This window comes from Bifidobacterium sp. ESL0745, from assembly GCF_029433335.1.
In the GTDB taxonomy this organism is placed as follows: Bacteria; Actinomycetota; Actinomycetes; order Actinomycetales; family Bifidobacteriaceae; genus Bifidobacterium.
In genome coordinates, this window is sequence record NZ_JAQTHX010000001.1 from 217045 (window position 1) to 236184 (window position 19140).

Consider the following 19140-nt stretch of genomic DNA (forward strand, 5'->3'; position numbering starts at 1 on the left):
TTTATTTTGGCACATTTGTTCTTTTTGCTTTGAAAATTGGAAACAGGCTGCTTGAAATGCGAATATCAAGGTTATCTCCCAGACCGCATAAGCTACGTGGCTTATGTTTTGGGGGCAAGGCGTTGATGCTGTTGCCCCTTCGGCTTTCTGGAAGAATAGAAGATAGGAGCATATCGGATGACTGTTTTAGTCAACGACCCTGAGGATTTCGCTCAGGAAGCTGCGGAGGGTTTTGTTGCAGCAAATCGTCAGTATGTCAACAAATGTTATGGTGGGGTTGTCCGTTCGACAAGGTCTGCCAAGCCTGAAACCGCAGTAGTCATCGGAGGCGGATCGGGACATTATCCGATGTTCAACGGCTATGTTGGACCGGGTCTGGCTCATGGTGCGGTTCTTGGCAACATCTTTGCCTCTCCCGCTGCCAGTGAAGTCGTCAGTGTCTGCCGTGCAGCCAATCAAGGCAAAGGCGTACTGCTGCTCTTCGGCAATTACGCAGGCGACGTGCTCAACTTCACAGAAGGTGCGGAAGAGCTGAGAGACGAGGGCATTGATGTCCGTCTGCTCCCGATCAGCGATGATATCTATTCGGGTCCTGCGTCTGATTATCTGAAGCGCCGTGGTATTGCCGGTGATTTGACCGTAATCAAGGCCGCTTGCGCTGCTGCTGCAAACGGAGCAGACCTCGACGAGGTGGAACGTGTGGCTCAGCAGGCTAACGAACGCACCAGGAGCATTGGTGTTGCGTTCAGCGGCTGCACGCTGCCTGGCGCCGATGAACCGCTGTTCACCGTTCCCAAGGGAAAGATGGGCGTTGGTTTGGGCATCCATGGTGAGCCTGGCATTGATGAGACGGATATGCCGACGGCCAATGGTCTGGCTGAAATGATGGTCGATTCCCTGCTGAAGGATACGCCTGATAATCTCAAGGGCGATCATCCTGAGGTTGTGCCGGTTCTGAATGGTTTGGGCAGCTTCAAGTCCGAAGGTCTGTTCGTGATTTATCGCAAGATCGAAGAGCTGCTTAAGCAGAAGGGCATTAAGATCGATGATCCCCAGGTTGGAGAATTCTGCACGAGCTTCGATATGTGCGGCGTTTCGCTGACGCTCTTCTGGCTTACGCCTGAATTGAAGGCTCTGTGGGAGGCTCCGGCTGATTCGCCGGCGTTCCGTCAGGGCAACTCCGATTCGAGCTCCCAGATTCATGTGGATCAAAGTACTGTGTCGCAGACCGAACAGAGTGCATCGCAGGATGCTCAGGCGTCTGCGGATTCCAAGGAAGCCGCAAAGCGTCTGGCTGGCATGATGCGTGTTGTCGCGAACACCATTGACGACAAGGCTGACGAACTCGGCAGGATCGATTCGGTCGCTGGTGACGGCGATCACGGAATCGGCATGAAGCGCGGCGCTGATGCTGCTGCTGATACTGCTGAAGAGGAAGCGGGCAAGGGTGCTGGTGTCAAGACCACGCTGCAGACCGCTGCGCAGTCTTGGGCTGACAAGGCCGGTGGCACTTCCGGTGCCTTGTGGGGCGTCATGCTTAAGGCTATTGCGAGTGTGCTGAGCGATCAGAACAAGCCTACTGGTGAGGACATCAAGAAGGGTGTCGCCAAGGCGAGCCAAAACCTGATGAACATCGGCAAGGCCAAGGTCGGCGACAAGACGATGGTTGACTCCATTGTTCCGTTTGCCACGACGTTGAACGATTCCGCGTCGAAGTTGCCGCAGGCTTGGAAGGAAGCAGCAGATGCCGCTACCAAGGCAGCTGATGCGACCAAGGACATGCTTCCTCGTATGGGCCGGGCAAAGAACCATGGTGAGCATGATCTGGGTACCCCGGATCCGGGCGCCGTTTCGTTCGCTTACATCGTCGAATCCCTTGTTCCTGAATTTGAAGGCCGCGAAGACCTTTAAAGACGATATCGATACGAGTCGTTTCGTTATCGATGCTGATTGTTTTTAATTAAGGAGTTTTATTATGAAGTTGGCTTTTGGATGCGATCCCAATGCAAAGGACTTGAAGAAAGTCCTTATGGATGAAGCTAAAAGGCTTGGACACGAGGTTGTCGATTTCCCTTCGGATGATCCGATTTATGCAAACGTCGCAGTGGCTGTTGCTGAATCCGTGGTCAAGGGTGAAGAGGATCGCGGCATTCTTCTGTGCGGTACTGGCCTCGGCGTTTCCATTGCAGCCAATAAGGTTCCAGGTGCCTACTGCGCTTGCGTAGCAGATATCTATCAGGCTGAGCGTGCCACGTTGAGCAACAATGCGAACCTTCTGGCTATGGGTGCCCAAGTGGTTGGTCCCGAGAGTGCAAAGGCGTTCATGCGTGCCTATCTGAGCGGCACCTTTGATCCCAATTCGCGCAGCGCACCGAAGATTGCGCGCATCAGCGAATATGAGAAGCAGGGAAAGTAATCAATTAAGTCGTTAGACTTGAAAGAAGTTTAGCATGACAGTTATTGCATTAAGTCTCAAAATGTATTTCCCTCGCGAGCGAACCATCAAATACTGTGAGGACTTGGCAAAGCTTGTAAGCGAAAGGAATCTCTCGAAGAGAAAGCTGACGATGGCTTTCTTGCCAGATTTTCTGACTCTGCCGGATGCCGCACGTCTGCTTCTTCCTGAAGGTATTCGTGTGGGTTCTCAGGATATTTGCGATGAAGATCGTGGTGCATACACGGGCGAGGTTTCGCCGGCTGATGTGGCTGCACTCGGTGGCTCGGTAGCTGAGATCGGGCATATCGAGCGCAGAAGGCTCTACCATGAAGATGATGAGCTCATCAGCAAGAAGGTAGCTGCTGCTTGGCGTAACAACCTGACTCCTCTTCTTTGCGTAGGTGAAGATAAGGTTATGGAGCCTGAAGAGGCTGCTGCCTACTGCATCAAAGAGATTCATTCGGTTGTAGGAAAAGAGCAAGGCTATCCTCTTTGGATTGCTTATGAACCGCGATGGGCGATTGGTGCTGAGCATCCTGCTCCGACCAGTTATGTCAAGACGGTTTGTGAGTACCTCAAGCAAGCGATATCCGGTTACCGGGACGCTAATGTTCTGTATGGCGGATCTGCGGGACCAGGACTGCTCACTGAAATCTGGCCGTCTGTCGATGGTCTGTTCTTGGGGCGCTTTGCTCATGATCCGAAAGCGTTTATTTCCGTTGTCGAAGAGGCTGTGAATCTCGTTGATTAGGAATGTGGTTTCAGTTTTGATTTGTTTGTCTCTGGCAATAGTCGACAGAGACAAACAAATCAAAGTAATGAATGACTTCATTCAATAATCGAGATTCGCATGAAGATTGGGTTCCAAGATATGATCGCATATTTACCTGGTGGATATGCGGTCATATCACCCAACCGTTCATCTTGAGATCAATAGAAGAGAAAGAGAGGAGTAATCGGTTTCTGACATCACGTAAAAGTTGAACGTTTGTCTTCGACAATGAATGTGAAACGAGCGCATCAACCTGGACAGAATAACGTGGTTCTGTTCAATTATTAAACAATTCGATCGAATATGGATGTCCATATTCTGAGTTTGAGAAAGAAGATAGAATGCAATTCACTCTTTTTGAGAAGCTTGCAGCAGAATTCTTAGGTACGATGATTCTTCTGATTCTTGGTAACGGTTCCGTTGCAAATACGAATCTGAAGAAGACAAAGGGTTACGCTTCCGGCTGGCTTAACATAGCGTTGGGCTACGGTCTCGGCGTGATGGTCCCTGTTATCATGTTCGGCTCGGTTTCCGGAGCTCATCTTAATCCTGCAATGTCCTTGGGCCAGGCCATCAGTGGCTTCTTCCCGTGGTCGGAAGTGCTTCCGTATGCGATTGCACAGATGCTTGGTGCTTTCGTGGGCCAGCTGGTTGTCTACATCATCTATCAGCCGCATTACAAGATTGAGACCGATCCTGATCTGATTTTCGGCAGCTTCTGCACCTTCGATGCGACTGGCAACAAGGTTAACTACTTCGTAACAGAATTCATCGCCACCGCTGTGATGGCCTTTGCTTCTGTTGCCTGCATGCAGCTTCCTTGGGGCAAGAAATATCCTGCCACCGCCGGCATTGTCCTTGGTCTGATCATCACCTCCATGGTCACCTCAATGGGTGGCTCCACTGGTGCTGCATTGAACCCTGCCCGTGATCTTATGCCTCGTCTTCTTCATCAGATCCTTCCGATTCCGAACAAGGGTTCATCTCGCTGGGGCGATGCGTGGATCCCGGTGGTTGCTCCTATCCTTGGCGCGACCTTCGGCATTGGCATTCTCAAGGTTTGCTTCTTCCTCTGATCCAAATTGGTGAGGAATGATTTTGCTTCCATTTATGGAGGTGCTATGAAACATAAGTTGACTGATTAGGCTGGTTGGAAACTTTTTTCAATTTGTCTATGAAGTGAAATGGCCTTTTGACACAGTTCCTGTACGCTGTGTCGAAAGGTCATTTTTTAATACAAACAACCATTGCCGTAGTCGGCTCGACTCAGTATCGTGGATACTATGGCTCAATCGGGAAATTTCGTTCAATTACACAACCATACCCATTATTCGTTGCTTGATGGTGCGTCCAAGATTCCCGATTTGGTGAACCGCGCCAAAGAGCTTGATATGCCGGCTGTCGGCATCACCGACCATGGCAATATGCATGGTGCCTACGAGATGTGGAGCACTGCTGTCAGCGCCGGTATCAAGCCGATTATCGGTATCGAAGCCTATGTCACACCTGAAACGTCGAGGACGGATAAGACCCGTGTACGTTGGGGCACCGAAGCCCAGCGCAGCGATGACGTCTCCGGTGGTGGCTTCATCACTCACATGACGCTTTGGGCAGAAAATGATGAGGGCCTAAGAAACCTCATGAAAGCTTCGTCGGTGGCCAATCTCGAGGGTCGCGTAGGTAAATGGCCGCGTATGGATTACGAGGTCTTGGAAAAATACCATAAAGGCGTTATTGGTACTTCCGGCTGCCCATCTGGCATTATCCAGACCCGTTTGCGCTTGGGGCAATATAAAGAAGCATTGCGTGCCGCCCACCAGCTACAGGACATCTTTGGTAAGGATAATTTCTATATCGAACTGATGGACCACAATCTTGAGATCGAACGGCGCGTGTCCACTGACCTGCTCAAGATCGCCAAAGACCTGGATGCCCCCATCATCGCCACCAACGATTCCCACTACGTCCATGAAGCCGACCGTGGTTCGCAGGACGCGATGCTCTGCATCAATTCCGGCTCGCATCTGGACGATCCCAACCGATTCAAATTCGATGGTTCCGGCTACTACATCAAGTCCGCCGAAGAAATGCGCGAGCTTTTCAAGGATTTGCCCGAGGCTTGCGACAATACATTGGAAGTGGCCGAACGCTGTAATGTCATGTTCGATGACCACGAGGACGGTGCGTTTATGCCGCTTTTCGACTGTCCGGACGGTTGGGACGAAACCTCGCTCTTCCTTCATGATGTGCAGCAGGGTCTTGAAAAGCGCTACGACGGCAATGTGCCCGATGACGTGCGCAAACAGGCCGACTATGAATGCGGCGTGATCTGCCAGATGCAGTTCTGCGGCTACTTCCTCGTGGTTGCCGACTACATCAACTGGGCCAAAACCCACGGCGTGATGGTCGGCCCTGGCCGTGGTTCCGCTGCAGGCTCCATGGTAGCTTACGCGATGGGTATCACCGAACTCGACCCGCTGAAGCACGGCCTGATCTTCGAACGCTTCCTCAACCCGGAACGTGTCTCCCTACCTGATATCGATATCGACTTCGACCCGGAAGGCCGGCAGAAGGTGCTCGATTACGTGGCCGATAAATACGGTCACGACAAGGTGGCGCAGTGCGTCATCTACGGCACCATCAAAACCAAGCAGGCGCTGAAGGATTCCGCCCGCATCATGGGGTACGATTTCGCGGTGGGCGACAAAATCACCAAGGCGTTGCCGCCAAGCAAGAACGGCAAGGACGCAAGCCTCAAAGACATGTTCGACCCGACCTCCAAGAGATACGCCGAGGCGCGCGAATTCCGCGAGCTTTATGATTCCGACCCGGATGCACGACGCATCACCGACCAAGCCAAGGGCATCGAAGGCCTGATTCGCCAGACCGGTGTGCACGCCTGCGCCACCATCATGTCGGCCACGCCGATCACCGACACCTCACCGCTGCTGGAACGCACCGACGGCACCGTGACCACGACTTTCGAATACCATACCTGCGAAACGCTGGGATTGGTCAAAAACGACTTCCTCGGCCTGTCCAACTTGACCGTCATCCGCGACACCTTGAAAAACATCGAGTTGAACGGCAAGAAGCCCATCGACTATACCAAGATTCCGTTGGATGACAAGGAAACCTATGCGCTGTTGACACGAGGCGACACCCTCGGCGTCTTCCAGCTCGATGGCGACGGGATGCGGGCCCTGCTCAAAAGCCTCAAGCCCGATAACTTCAACGATATATCCGCACTCATCGCCCTGTACCGACCGGGCCCGATGGATATGGATTCGCACAACAACTATGCCAAGCGCAAGAACGGTTTGCAGGAGATCACCCCGATCAATGACGAGGTGGCCGAGGCGCTTGCCCCGGTGCTCGATGAAACCTATGGTCTGATCGTCTACCAGGAACAGGTGCAGTCCGCCGCGCGAATCCTTGCCGGCTACTCGCTGGGCCGAGCGGATGTGCTGCGACGTGCGATGGGCAAAAAGAAGCCCGAAGTGCTGGCCAAAGAGCAGGGGCCATTCTTTGAAGGTATGAAGGAGCACGGCTACTCGCGCAAGGCCGCACAGGACGTCTGGGACATTCTTGTACCGTTCTCCGGCTATGCGTTCAACAAGGCGCATTCCGCCGCGTACGGCCTGATTTCCTACTGGACAGCGTATTTGAAGACCCACTATCCAGTGGAATTCATGGCCGCCCTGCTGCAGAACGAACGCAGCAACAAGGACAAGACCGCGCTCTACTTGGGCGAGGCGCGGCGTATGGGTATCAAGGTACTGCCTCCGGACGTCAACGAATCGCGACTTGAATACGCGCCTGTCGGCGATATCATTCGTTTCGGTCTCGGTGCCATCCGCAACGTGGGCGACAAGGCCGTGCAGGACATCATCGCCGAGCGCGAGAGCAAACGCGGCAAGTTCGTCAACTTCATGGACTTCATTCGTCGTGTGCCGTTGAGCGCCCTGAACAAGCGTTTGGTGGAATCGCTGATTAAGGCAGGCGCCTTCGACTCCATCGACCCGAACCGTCGCGCGCTTTTCCAGATCCATGAATCCGCGATCGATTCGGTCGTAAGCCTCAAACGCAAGCAGGCAGAAGGTCAGTTCGACCTGTTCAGCGACTTGGGAAGCGATGGGGACGATGACGGGTCCGCTGCCGACGCGATGGGAGACGCCCAGGTCACCGTCCCCGATATCGAGGAATGGGACAAGAAGACCAAGCTCAACTTCGAGCGCGAGATGCTCGGCCTTTACGTTTCCGACCATCCTCTTTCCGGCATGGCGTCAGTGCTGAACCGCATGCGTGACATGTCCATCGCGCAGCTGATCAATAGCGCGCCGAAAATGGATGATCGCCAGCAGGTCACCATCGCGGGGCTTATCACCTCGGTGGATCGTCGTGTCTCCAAGAAGGGCAACCCTTGGGCCATCGTCACGGTGGAGGACATGGAAAGTTCCATTCAGTGCATGTTCTTTGGCAAGGCATATACGTCAGCTGCTGAATCCATGGCCGTCGATGAGGTGGTGAAGATTCGTGGGCAGGTCGAACTGCGTGACGAAACGGTGAGTTTACGGGCCAATGAAATGACCGTGCCGAATCTTGTCGCCGACGATGAGCGGCCATTGGTGCTCACGCTGCCGCAGACCGCTTTGAATCGGTCCCACGTCATGGAGCTGGGAAAGATACTCACCAACCATCCCGGTGTCTGCGAAGTCAAACTGGCCATTATGGATTCCGAGGGAAACGCGCAGGTGCTGACATTCGGCGATCGGTTTCGCATAAAACGGGAAACAGAGCTTTTTGCTGAGATCAAGATTCTTTTCGGTCCCAAGTGTCTGCCGGCGTCATAGACTTCTTCGGCGCTTGGTGCCGCAATCGGTTTCTGTGCCCCGATCGCCTCGTTTGATGACCTGTTGACGCCTCAAGAACCAAAAATCGAAAGATTCGTCATGGTATTTTCGAATATTTCATCTTTTGGTTTGCCTGTAATATTGGGAAAGCCTCAAATCGTCACTATATCCGTTTTCGGTAGTTTGGCACAATGAGACCTCGGTCAATCGCAAGTCGGGGGTTTCGCGTCATCTGTCTGTCGATCTGCTGTTCTTCTTTGTCGATGAAAGCGGACCGTTTTCCCACACTATCTCAGCATGTGAGTGCGAGAGAATGATGGTATCGCATGCAGAATACGATAGACAAGTATGAGCGATAACACCATGCGAATTATTGACCTGCGCGGAAAGCGCCTCACCCGCGCACAGATGTTGGAAGCCATGCCCCGAGCTGAAATGGGCACGAACGAAGCCAGCAGCGCTGTGCGCCCTATTCTCGATGATGTCAAGGCCCGCGGAGCTGCTGCCTTGCGTGATTTCGAGGAGAAATTCGATCACATTCGCCCGCACCATCTGCGCGTGCCCGTCGAAGCGATGCAAAGCGCGCTGAAAGAGCTTGACCCCGAAGTCCGCGCCGCCATCGAGGAGTCGGTGCGCCGCATCCGCAAGGTCTGCCACTCGCAGGTTCCCAAGGACTTCTACACCGATTTGGCCGAGGGTGCTCGCGTTGCCGAACGCTGGGTGCCGATCGAGCGCGTCGGCCTGTATGTGCCCGGTGGCAAGGCCGTCTACCCGACTTCCGTGATCATGAATGCCGTGCCAGCGCAGGTCGCGGGCGTCTCGTCGCTGGCCATCGCCACGCCTCCCAGCGCCGATAATGACGGTCTGCCCAACAAGACCATCCTCGCCACCTGTGCGATCCTCGGCGTCGAGGAAGTCTACGCGGTCGGCGGGGCGCAGGCCATCGCCATGTTCGCTTACGGTGCCAATGGAAGCGAGCCGCAGGACGGCGAAGTGCTGTGCGAGCCGGTCGACAAGATCACCGGGCCGGGCAACATCTTTGTGGCCACGGCCAAGAGCATGGTTTCCGGCATCGTCGGCATCGACGCGGTCGCCGGGCCCACCGAAATCGCGATTCTCGCGGACAAGACCGCCAATCCGAGCTGGGTGGCTGCCGATTTGATCGGTCAGGCTGAACATGACGAGCTCGCCGGTTCCGTCCTGATCACCGACAGCGAGGAGCTGGCCAAGAAGACTCAGGAAAGCCTTGATTATCGCGTTCCGAAGACGATGTCGCACGAGCGCGTCGCCACTTCGCTCACCGGTCGCCAGTCCGGCATCATTTTGACCGACAATTTGGACCAGTCGGTGGATGCCGCCAACGCCTACGCTGCCGAGCACCTGGAGATTCAGACCGAAAACCCGGACGAGGTCGTGCCGCGTATCAAGAACGCCGGCGCCATCTTCCGCGGGCCGTATTCGCCGGTTCCGCTGGGCGACTACATGTCCGGCTCCAACCACGTTTTGCCCACCGGTGGCACCGCCCGCTTCGCCTGCGGCCTTGGCGTGCACACCTTCATGAAGCCGATTGAAGTCATCGAATACGACGAGCAGGGTCTCAAACCATTGGCTTCGCTGATCAATGCCTTTGCGGTCTCCGAGGACCTTCCGGCCCACGGCGAGTGCGTGCTGAGCCGTTTCGTCGACGACCCGTACGACAAGGCCACGCTCAAAGAGCAGGAACGCAAGGCCGGCCTGCGCAAGTAGGTCATTTCATTCTCGGCCTCGGGCTCGGCGGTCTGAAACTGCTGACCCCGAGGCTATTGAAATTATCGGGAGGAAACCGGATATGATCGCCTACGCACATGAACGGAGCATCACTGCCGAGCAACTTGCTTCTGTGTTCGATCGATCCGGAATCCATCGCCCGACCAAGGATTTGGCCAGGTTGCAGGAAATGCTCGACCATGCCGATGTCTTATGGACGGCGTGGGACGGCAAGCGTCTTGTCGGCGTGGCACGTGCATTGACCGATTTCAGCTACGCCTGTTATCTCTCCGATCTGGCAGTCGACAGGGATTACCAACCTCAGGGTATCGGCCGAAAACTGGTTGACGGCGTTCGCAGTACGATTGGGTCGGATGTGTCGTTGGTGCTGCTGGCGGCAGATAAAGCAATGCAATATTATCCCCGCATAGGTTTCCGCCATGCCGACAACGCGTTCATGATTGCCAGACGGCCGTTCTAGGAATGAGGTTGGTGGCCGTTTTCCCAACATGAAGTGCGATGAGATGCAGAAAAGTGTTCATTTCAGCTGCTCAGTGAGCACTTTTTGCCATGGAGTCGGTAAGATGCTAGAAAGTGGTCATTTAGAGTGGTTCAGTGACCGTTTTCTTGCATGGCCGGTACCGAATGCTGGAAACAGGACATTGTCGAAATGAAGGGAAGAGCAAGATGACCAATTCGATTCCACAGAATCTGCCGCTGCGTAACGACCTCATCGGAGAGGAGCCTTACGGGGCGCCACAGCTCGACGTGCCGGTGTGCCTGAACGTCAATGAGAATCCGTACCAGCCTGCGCCGGATGTCGTCAACGAAATAGCCGAGGACGTGCGCAAAATCGCCCCGACGCTCAACCGTTACCCGGATCGTGAGCACACCAAGCTGCGTCAGGCGTTTTCGGACTACCTTGCACGTGAATCCGGTGTGGAGCTCGGCGTCGAGCAGCTGTGGGGCGCCAACGGCAGCAACGAGATCATGCTGCAGCTGTTCCAAGCCTTTGGCGGACCGGGACGCAAGGCGTTGGGCGCCGATCCGACCTATTCCATGTACCCCGAATATGCGCGTGACACGTTCACCAAGTGGATTACCGTCAAGCGCAACGCTGATTTTTCGCTCGATCTAGATGCGTTGCTTGCCGCGATCGATCGGGAGCAACCCTCGATTATCCTTCTGACCAGCCCGAACAACCCGACTGGCACCATTCTGCCGATGGGCCAGCTGGAAGCCGTGCTGAAAGCCGCACAAAACGCCAAGGTCGATAGGGCGGCAGAAGGTGTGCATCCGGTGGTCGTGGTGGATGAGGCCTATATCGAATTCCGTGCTCCCGGCACGCCGACGGCGCTTCAACTGCTCGTGAAATACCCGAACCTTGCCGTAAGCCGCACCATGAGCAAGGCTTTTGCTTTCGCTGGTGCGCGCGTAGGCTATCTGGCCGCTGACCAGGGCATCGTCGATTGTGTGCGTATCGTGCGCATGCCCTACCACCTTTCTGCTGTCACCCAGGCCACGGCGCTCGCCGCGTTCAAACACACCGACGAACAGCTCAGCCAGGTAAAACATCTGCGCGAAACCCGCGAGGCGACGGCCGCATGGCTGAAAACCCAGACTTGGCATGGCAAGCCGCTTCAGGTCGCTGATTCCCAATCCAATTTTGTCCTCTTTGGTGGTTCATTCGAAGATCGCGAGCGCATTTTCGACGAGCTGTTGAAGCGCGGCGTACTGATTCGTGTGGTCGGCCCGGACGGCTGGTTGCGTGTGTGCATGGGCACCGACGAGGAGATGGCCCGTTTCCGCGAGACGTTGACACAAGTGCTGGCACAGCTCGAAAACGAATAGTTGTAATGCTTGCGGTATTCCGTCTGACTCCGCTATGAATTATGATGGTGTACGACTTGAGATGTGTGTGAACCAGCGAAAAGGAGCGGACATGGCAAGAACGGCGACGATAGTGCGGCAGACCAGCGAATCCAAGGTTGAACTGAGCCTGAATCTTGATGGCACCGGCAAAACCGACATCGAGACCTCAGTACCCTTCTATAACCACATGATGAATGCGCTTGGTAAACATTCGCTGATCGATCTGAAGATCAGGGCCAAGGGCGACACCGACATCGACGTACACCATACCGTGGAGGACACGGCCATCGTTTTCGGCGAGGCGCTGAAGCAGGCGTTGGGTGACAAGCGCGGTATCCGCCGGTTCGCCGATGCCACGGTTCCGCTCGATGAAGCGTTGGCCCGTGCGGTGGTCGATATTTCCGGCCGTCCGTACGCCGTGTGCACCGGCGAACCTGCCGGTTTTGAATATGCCATGATCGGCGGGCATTTCACTGGCTCACTGGTTCGCCACGTCATGGAATCCATCGCCTTCCACGCCGATCTCTGCCTGCACATGACGGTGCTGGCAGGCCGCGATCCGCACCATATCGCTGAAGCCGAGTTCAAGGCGCTGGCCCGTGCGCTGCGTTTCGCGGTCGAGCCCGATCCTCGTATCGCCGGCATCATTCCGAGCACCAAAGGGGCGCTGTGATGAGTGAACGTCGTGACGATGACAAAGATAACGACGACTTCAAGAATTTCGACAATGCCGACGATGCCAACAACGCGAACGATGCCAATGATGCTAACAATGCAGGCAAGGCCAATGACACCAACGATTCTGAAGGCCTGAAAGGTTCTAACAACCCCATCGGCGCCAATAATGCCGACAGTTTTGAGGATTCCGTCGATACCAACGGTTCCGGCGATTCTTTCGATGAAAACGACGAGCTGTTCAGCGATGAGGAATTGGAAGCGGCCCTCGCCGGTTTTGAGAAGGAATTTGCGGACGAGCCCGATGGCGGGAATGCCGGCAGCGGTGATGCCGCAAACGGAAAGGATCCTCGCGCCGGCAATGATGTTTCGGGTCGTGTCATGGATCAAGGCAGTAACGATTCCGTCGATTCCGGTATGGCCGGCGAAGATGATGCCTCCAAGCGCTCCGACCGCAAAATCACCGATGAACTCGACAAGATGGACTTTGACGAGGAGCTGGAAGGTCTTATCGGCAACCGGGCCAAGGTGGCCGTGCTCATCACCAGGCTGATTTCCGCGGATCTGCTAGCTGCATTCTGCCAGATCGCGGACATCTCCGCCGACTGCGTGGCCGACGAAAACGGGGCCGTGGCCGTCCTTCATAACCTCGATGGCGATGCGCCCGAAGGTGCGGCGAAAGACCTCACCAGCGTGGTCAACGGCATGCCAGCGGTACTTTCCGTCAATCGTGCGGACAAGCTCGTCTCCACGCTTTACATGGCCGGTGAACCGGGCCAGCAGTTTGCGCCGCCGGTGCTATTCACCACCACGCCCAAGTGCGTCGAGGACCTGATGCTGGGTATCACCGATGTCGCCGGGCTGAAAGAGCAAGGCGAGCATGTGGTGCCGACCGCGGATTTCGACCGCAAGAAGGCGTTGCAGGTGATTGCCGAGCATACCCGTATGCGTGGCCGCGGCAAACCCAACATCGAGTGACGGCATTTGTTTTGACGCGATTCGTCCGTCACCGCTCGCTTTGTAGGTCCGATAATGTCGCTTCAAACCGATGCGGTGCGATAGTTCCGGTATTCAATATGTGTGTGACAACGGGAGTTTCATTGTCGCTCCGGCAAGAAGTGGCAAGATTTCGGATGCTGGATTCTCGCAGGCTTCGCGAACCCTGGTGCGTGATACTTGGAATGGTTTTTAGATTCGGGTGAGAAAAAGACAATGGAGGGAATCGGGCATGACAGAAGTAGTCGTATTTGATTACGGATTCGGCAATGTGCGTTCGATGATGCGCGCGCTCGCCCATATCGGGCTTGAGCCTACGTTGACCAGCAACCGCGGGCAGGCGCTTGAGGCCGATGGCCTGGTGGTACCTGGTGTTGGCGCGTTCGCAGCGTGCATGGACGGGCTCAAAGCAGTGGGTGGTGATCAGGTCATCCTCGGCAGACTTGCCGCAGGACGTCCGGTACTCGGTGTGTGCGTCGGGCTGCAGATCATGTTCACGCAAGGCACGGAAGGCGGAACGGCGTGTGAAGGTCTTGGTGTCATCGATGGCAGCGTGGATTTTCTCGATGCGGACGTAGTGCCGCACATGGGCTGGGACACGATCAGCGTCCCCGATGATTCGGTGATTCTGCATGGGATTGAAAACGAACGTTTCTATTTTGTGCATTCATACGCATCCATGAGTGCGAATATTTCCAAAAACCGTCTCGTCTCCGTTGATCCGAGTGTCTCCGGGTTTGATGGCTGTCGTGGTCATGCACAAGTCCCAATTGATGATGTCAAAAATCAAAAAGTGGGATGGTGTGATTACGGGCGTAGCCATTTCGTGGCTTCCTATGAACGCGGTCCGCTTTCGGCCACCCAGTTTCACCCTGAGAAGTCTGGCGAAGCTGGCGCCCAGTTGCTCAAAAACTGGGCCGCAATGTTGTAACACGAAAAATGTGCAATATGGTTGCGTTGCGTTTCAAAGCGCGTAAGACCTGCAAACCATATCGCCTAATGTATGTTTGTGAACGAATACCATTTGACTCAAAGGAGACAACATGTTGACATTGCTTCCGGCCGTTGATGTCCGAGGTGGCAAGGCCGTGCGGCTTCGCCAAGGCAAGTCCGGTTCCGAGACTGATTATGGCAGTCCCTATCAGGCGGCGCAAACCTGGGCCGATGAAGGGGCGAACTGGATTCATCTGGTTGATCTCGATGCTGCGTTCGGCACCGGCGACAACCGTTCGAAGCTACGCGAAATCGGTGAAAGACTGGGCGACAAAGTCCATATCGAAATGAGCGGCGGCATTCGTGACGATGCAAGCATCGAGGCGGTTTTCGAAGCGGGGGCGTCCCGCGTTAATATCGGCACGGCAGCGCTGGAAAATCCGGAGTGGACCGCAAAAGTCATCAAGACATATGGCGACAAAGTAGCCATCAGCCTTGACGTCAAAGGCCATACGCTGGCCGGTCGTGGTTGGACCAGTAAGGGTGGCGACCTGTTCGAGACGATGAAGATGCTCGATGAAGCTGGCTGCCAACGGTATGTCGTCACTGACGTAGCCCATGACGGCATGATGGACGGGCCGAACCTTGGTCTGTTGCGTGAGGTGGCCGAACGCACGCCGGCCCATGTCACCGCTTCCGGTGGCATTTCGAGTCTTGAGGATATCCGGGCGGTCTCGAAGCTGGAAAGCGTGGGCGTGGACGCGGCCATTCTCGGCAAGTCCCTTTATGCTCATGCCTTCACACTCCGTCAGGCTCTTGAAATGGCACGTGAGAATCGATAATGAGCGTTTCGTAATCGATATTCAATTCTCACAGTATTTTTAAGAGCGTAAATAGCAAATAACACGCCGGTTTTATTTGCACGAGACTAGAATGCGTTGATGCACATAGGCGATGTCACGCTGGATGCGATATCGCATGGATGTGACTTGAGTATAAAGGGGAAAGGGAATGAAGGGCGCACTTTTTGATTTGGACGGCGTGATCGCCGATACCGCTGTTTATCACTTCCAGGCGTGGCGTAAACTGGTCAAGGACCATTTCGACCGCGAACTGCCTGATGAGCTGGAAGAGAAAACCAAAGGCGTCAGCCGTGCTGACTCGCTTAAGGTGATCTTGAATTATCTCGGAATCATGGTGACGCAGGCGCAGTTCGACGCGTTGGCCGCCGAAAAGAACGAGGCCTATCGCGGACTGCTGTCCGGTTTGACGTCGTCCGATATCCTTCCGGGCATCCCCGAACTGATCGAGCAGATGAAACGGCATGGTGTAAAGCTTTCGTTGGCTTCCGCGAGCATGAACGGGCCATTCATCCTTGAGAAGCTGGGGCTTTCCGATACCTTCGACGCCATAGCCGATCCGAGCAAGGTGGCCGCAGGCAAGCCTGCTCCGGACATCTTCCTGGAGGCGGCTTCCGAGATTGGTGAAAAACCCGAAGATTGCGTCGGACTTGAGGATTCGGTCGCCGGAATCACCGCCATCAACGCCGCAGGTTCGTTTTCGGTGGGTGTGGGTAGCCCAAATGAACTTGGGCATGCCAAGTTGCTGGTGCCCGATACCGCCGCGCTTAGCTATGACGATATCGAGAAGGCGTGGGAACACCGATAATTTCGCAATATTAGAGGCAGGATGACCAACGGCAGACTAGGAATGGCGGAATGACGCAGATTCCAAATTGTTGTCCGCCGGCCTTTTTGTTTGTTTCAATGAACTGAAGTAGGGAATATCATATCTGTTTGCACTACAAAAGTGGAGGAGTGTCGTAACTGTTTGCACAACTTTAAATAGAGAATATCGTAACTTTCCCCACGTTCTGAAATGAGAATGTGATGGTTTGTCTGGAACGACAGGCCCAAAACAGCGAAACATTTACTGCGATTCTCAATTTTAACTGGAATGTAATAATGCCGTGAGACCATAGTGACTATGGATAAACAGCAGGAATTCGCCTTGCGCACCGTCGAGGAACGCGATGTGCGATTTATTCGTTTGTGGTTCACCGACGTGCTGGGGACGCTGAAGTCCGTGGCCATTGCACCGGCCGAACTCGAGGACGCCTTCGAGGAAGGCCTCGGCTTCGACGGCTCGGCGATTGAGGGCATGACCCGTGTTTCCGAAGACGATATGATCGTCAAGCCGGATCCGTCCACCTTCCAATTGTTGCCGTGGCGTGACGGCCCGCAAGGCACCGCCCGCATGTTCTGCAACATCCTCACCCCCGACGGCGAGCCCTCGCTCGGCGACCCGCGCCACGTACTGGAGCAGGAGCTTCAAAAGGCCAAGGAGAAGGGCTTCACCTTCTACGTCCATCCAGAAATCGAATTCTATCTCTTCGAGCAGCAGGACGATTGGGGCAAGCCGCCCACGCCCGTCGACTACGGCACCTACTTCGATCACGTGCCGCGCAGCCCGGGGATGGACTTCCGCCGTGCCGCCGTCAATATGTTGGAGCAGATGGGCATCTCCGTCGAATACTCGCACCACGAGGTCGGCCCGGGCCAGAACGAGATCGATCTGCGTTACGCCGACGCGATGGCGACCAGCGACAACATCATGACCTTCCGTACCGTGGTCAAGGAGATTTCGCTGGAACGCGGCATCCATGCCAGCTTCATGCCCAAGCCTCTGACCGACCAGCCCGGCAGCGGTATGCACACCCATCTGAGTCTTTTCGAGGGTGATTCCAACGCCTTCTACGAGGCCGGCCAGGAATTCAATATGTCGCTGATCGCCCGCCAGTTCGCCGCCGGCATCCTTTACCATGCGCGCGAAATCAGCGCAATCACCAACCAGTACGTCAATTCCTACAAGCGTCTGTGGGGCGGCAATGAGGCCCCGAGCTACGTGTGCTGGGGCCACAACAACCGCTCCGCGCTGCTGCGCATCCCGCAGTACAAGCCTGGCAAGGGCAATTCGGCGCGCATGGAATATCGTGCGCTCGACCCGGTGGCCAATCCGTATCTCGCGTTCTCGGTGCTCTTGGCCAGCGGTCTCGACGGCATCGAGCAGAAGATGACGCTTTGCGAACCCACCAGCGACGCGGTTTGGGACCTGACCGACGCCGAACGCAAGGCCATGGGCATCGAGCCGTTGCCGGAAAGCCTTGACGAGGCGCTCAAGGTGATGGAGAAATCCGATTTCGTCGCCGGCGTCCTGGGTGAGCACGTTTTCGAGTACTTCCTGCGCAACAAGCGCCAGGAGTGGGAGGATTACCGCCGCCAGGTCACGCGCTACGAGCTCGAGGAGTTTTTGCCCAAGCTCTAAACCTCTCTTCTCCTAACACGGGGTATAGAGCGGAAACAATAAACTGTCCGAGAGCCTGCATGCCGATACCAGAGTGTGGGCTTTCGGATTTTATATGCGATTGACATTGTTTTTCCACTTTCCGAAGGTGGGAGTTCGGGCGTGTTTGCGCACTTTTTGACATGTCCCGTTCGTACTATTCGATGATGAAGGCGTTGCGACAGTAATGGGAACGTGGCGCATCAAGAGCTGCAAGGTTGGGAAAAATGGCGCAGGCGAGTGTATACGCAGACGGCAAAGGAATGCACGGCAGCGCCCAAACAGGCAGTGAACAAAACACCTCACCATCTGACGGGAAAACCCGTTTTTGGAACCTTCCGGTGTTCACTCTTGTTGCCATGAGCTTCATGCTGGGAATGAGCGAATTCATCGTCGTCGGTATCCTCCCTGATGTGGCGCGCGGGCTTTCCGTTTCCGAAGTCGCTGTGGGCAATCTGGTATCGATATTCGCTTTCGTCTATGCACCGGCTACACCCATCGGCTCGGCCGTTGAGCGGTAGCTTTCCGCGTTTTCCCACGCATCTGACGCTTACCGCCGTGTTTATTTTGGGCAACGTTTTATGTGCCGTGGCGACGAATTTTGCGTTTCTTGTGGTGGCCCGCATGGTCATCGCGTTGGTTTCCGGCACGTTGGTGGCGATGTCAATGACGTATTCCGGCGAGGTCACCGATCCGCAGCATCGCACGAAATTCATTGCGTGGGTGTTCTCCGGATTTTCGCTGGCGTCCGTGGCGGGTGTGCCGGTGGGAACGTGGCTTGCCGTTGTGTGTGGCTGGCGCTGGACGTTTTGGCTGATCGTGGCCCTGAGCGTGGTGCTGATGATCCTCATGATTGCGGTGCTGCCTCGCAGCGGCCAGATGCAGCACATCGGCTTCCTCGCACAATTCAAGCTCTTCTTCGACCCGCGTATTGATCTTGGCGTTGCCGCTGTGCTTTGTGGGGCTGCGGCAAGCTATGTGTTCTATACGTATCTGACGCCCATCATGCGCGATGAAATTCATGTCCCGACTCAATATCTGAGCGCCGGGCTGGTTGTTTTCGGTCTGGCCTGCCTGTGGAGCAACCTTTACGGCGGAAAGTTGGCGGATCGGGGCAGGGGTGTCGAACCGTTGGCGCGGATTCGTCCCATCTACCTTACCCAGATGGTTTGCCTTTGCACATTGCCACTCGTCCATTTACTGCCGTGGCTTGGCGTGCCATTGCTCATTGCCCTTGGCATGTTGATGTACCTGCAGAACTCAGCCTCGCAAGTGCTCTACATGGATGTTGCGGAAGCCTCCCACCCCGGCTGCCTCAACCTGGCCTCATCGCTAAACTCGATGTCGTTCAATATCGGCATTGCGCTGGGTTCGGCCGTCGGTGGCTTGGTCAACAGTGTGTTCGGCCTGACTTGGCTCGGTCTGTTCGGCGCGATTTTCGCCCTGTTGGCCATAGTCGTAACGACATTGTTGCGCCGGTATATCAAATAGGTCGGAGAAATCCTTATCCAATC

General features: G+C 55.3%; 14 protein-coding genes and 1 pseudogene. All 15 read left to right on the forward strand.

Annotation, left to right across the window (positions count from 1 at the left end):
* The first annotated feature begins 177 nt into the window (after nt 1-177).
* Nucleotides 178-1911: a dihydroxyacetone kinase family protein gene (locus PT275_RS00725; RefSeq protein ID WP_277151386.1), complete on the forward strand. Its 1734-nt coding sequence runs from the start codon at nt 178-180 to the stop codon at nt 1909-1911.
* A gap of 64 nt (nt 1912-1975) precedes the next feature.
* A complete protein-coding gene (locus tag PT275_RS00730) occupies nt 1976-2416 on the forward strand; it encodes an RpiB/LacA/LacB family sugar-phosphate isomerase (RefSeq protein WP_277151389.1) in 441 nt (146 codons plus the stop codon).
* 34 nt (nt 2417-2450) lie between these two features.
* A complete protein-coding gene (locus tag PT275_RS00735) occupies nt 2451-3188 on the forward strand; it encodes a triose-phosphate isomerase family protein (protein ID WP_277151391.1) in 738 nt (245 codons plus the stop codon).
* A gap of 362 nt (nt 3189-3550) precedes the next feature.
* Entirely contained in the window at nt 3551-4285 is a 735-nt protein-coding gene (locus tag PT275_RS00740) for an MIP/aquaporin family protein (protein WP_277151393.1), read from the forward strand.
* Nucleotides 4286-4492: 207 nt separating this feature from the next.
* Nucleotides 4493-8062 (forward strand): DNA polymerase III subunit alpha, encoded by a 3570-nt coding sequence (gene dnaE / locus PT275_RS00745; protein WP_277151395.1) that lies wholly within the window; start codon nt 4493-4495, stop codon nt 8060-8062.
* A gap of 348 nt (nt 8063-8410) precedes the next feature.
* Nucleotides 8411-9808, forward strand: a complete 1398-nt coding sequence (hisD, locus tag PT275_RS00750) for a histidinol dehydrogenase (RefSeq protein WP_277151397.1) — start codon at nt 8411-8413, stop codon at nt 9806-9808.
* 82 nt (nt 9809-9890) lie between these two features.
* The gene (locus tag PT275_RS00755) at nt 9891-10289 is read left to right on the forward strand and encodes a GNAT family N-acetyltransferase (RefSeq protein WP_277151399.1); all 399 of its coding nucleotides are present in this window, start codon (nt 9891-9893) and stop codon (nt 10287-10289) included.
* Nucleotides 10290-10495: 206 nt separating this feature from the next.
* Entirely contained in the window at nt 10496-11659 is a 1164-nt protein-coding gene (locus PT275_RS00760; RefSeq protein ID WP_277151401.1) for a histidinol-phosphate transaminase, read from the forward strand.
* Nucleotides 11660-11750: 91 nt separating this feature from the next.
* Nucleotides 11751-12353, forward strand: coding sequence for an imidazoleglycerol-phosphate dehydratase HisB (hisB, locus tag PT275_RS00765; protein ID WP_277151403.1), 603 nt, complete (start codon nt 11751-11753; stop codon nt 12351-12353).
* A 239-nt stretch (nt 12354-12592) separates the two neighbouring features.
* Nucleotides 12593-13333 carry a hypothetical protein gene (locus PT275_RS00770; RefSeq protein WP_277153600.1) on the forward strand — a complete coding sequence of 247 codons (741 nt, stop codon included), beginning with the start codon at nt 12593-12595 and terminating at the stop codon, nt 13331-13333.
* Between the two features lie 250 nt (nt 13334-13583).
* A complete protein-coding gene (gene hisH / locus PT275_RS00775; RefSeq protein ID WP_277151405.1) occupies nt 13584-14282 on the forward strand; it encodes an imidazole glycerol phosphate synthase subunit HisH in 699 nt (232 codons plus the stop codon).
* Between the two features lie 112 nt (nt 14283-14394).
* The gene (priA, locus tag PT275_RS00780) at nt 14395-15126 is read left to right on the forward strand and encodes a bifunctional 1-(5-phosphoribosyl)-5-((5-phosphoribosylamino)methylideneamino)imidazole-4-carboxamide isomerase/phosphoribosylanthranilate isomerase PriA (RefSeq protein ID WP_277151407.1); all 732 of its coding nucleotides are present in this window, start codon (nt 14395-14397) and stop codon (nt 15124-15126) included.
* A gap of 169 nt (nt 15127-15295) precedes the next feature.
* Entirely contained in the window at nt 15296-15952 is a 657-nt protein-coding gene (pgmB, locus tag PT275_RS00785; RefSeq protein ID WP_277151409.1) for a beta-phosphoglucomutase, read from the forward strand.
* 318 nt (nt 15953-16270) lie between these two features.
* Entirely contained in the window at nt 16271-17608 is a 1338-nt protein-coding gene (locus PT275_RS00790; protein ID WP_277151411.1) for a glutamine synthetase family protein, read from the forward strand.
* Nucleotides 17609-17889: 281 nt separating this feature from the next.
* Nucleotides 17890-19117, forward strand: a pseudogene (locus PT275_RS00800) (MFS transporter).
* Nucleotides 19118-19140: the final 23 nt, after the last annotated feature.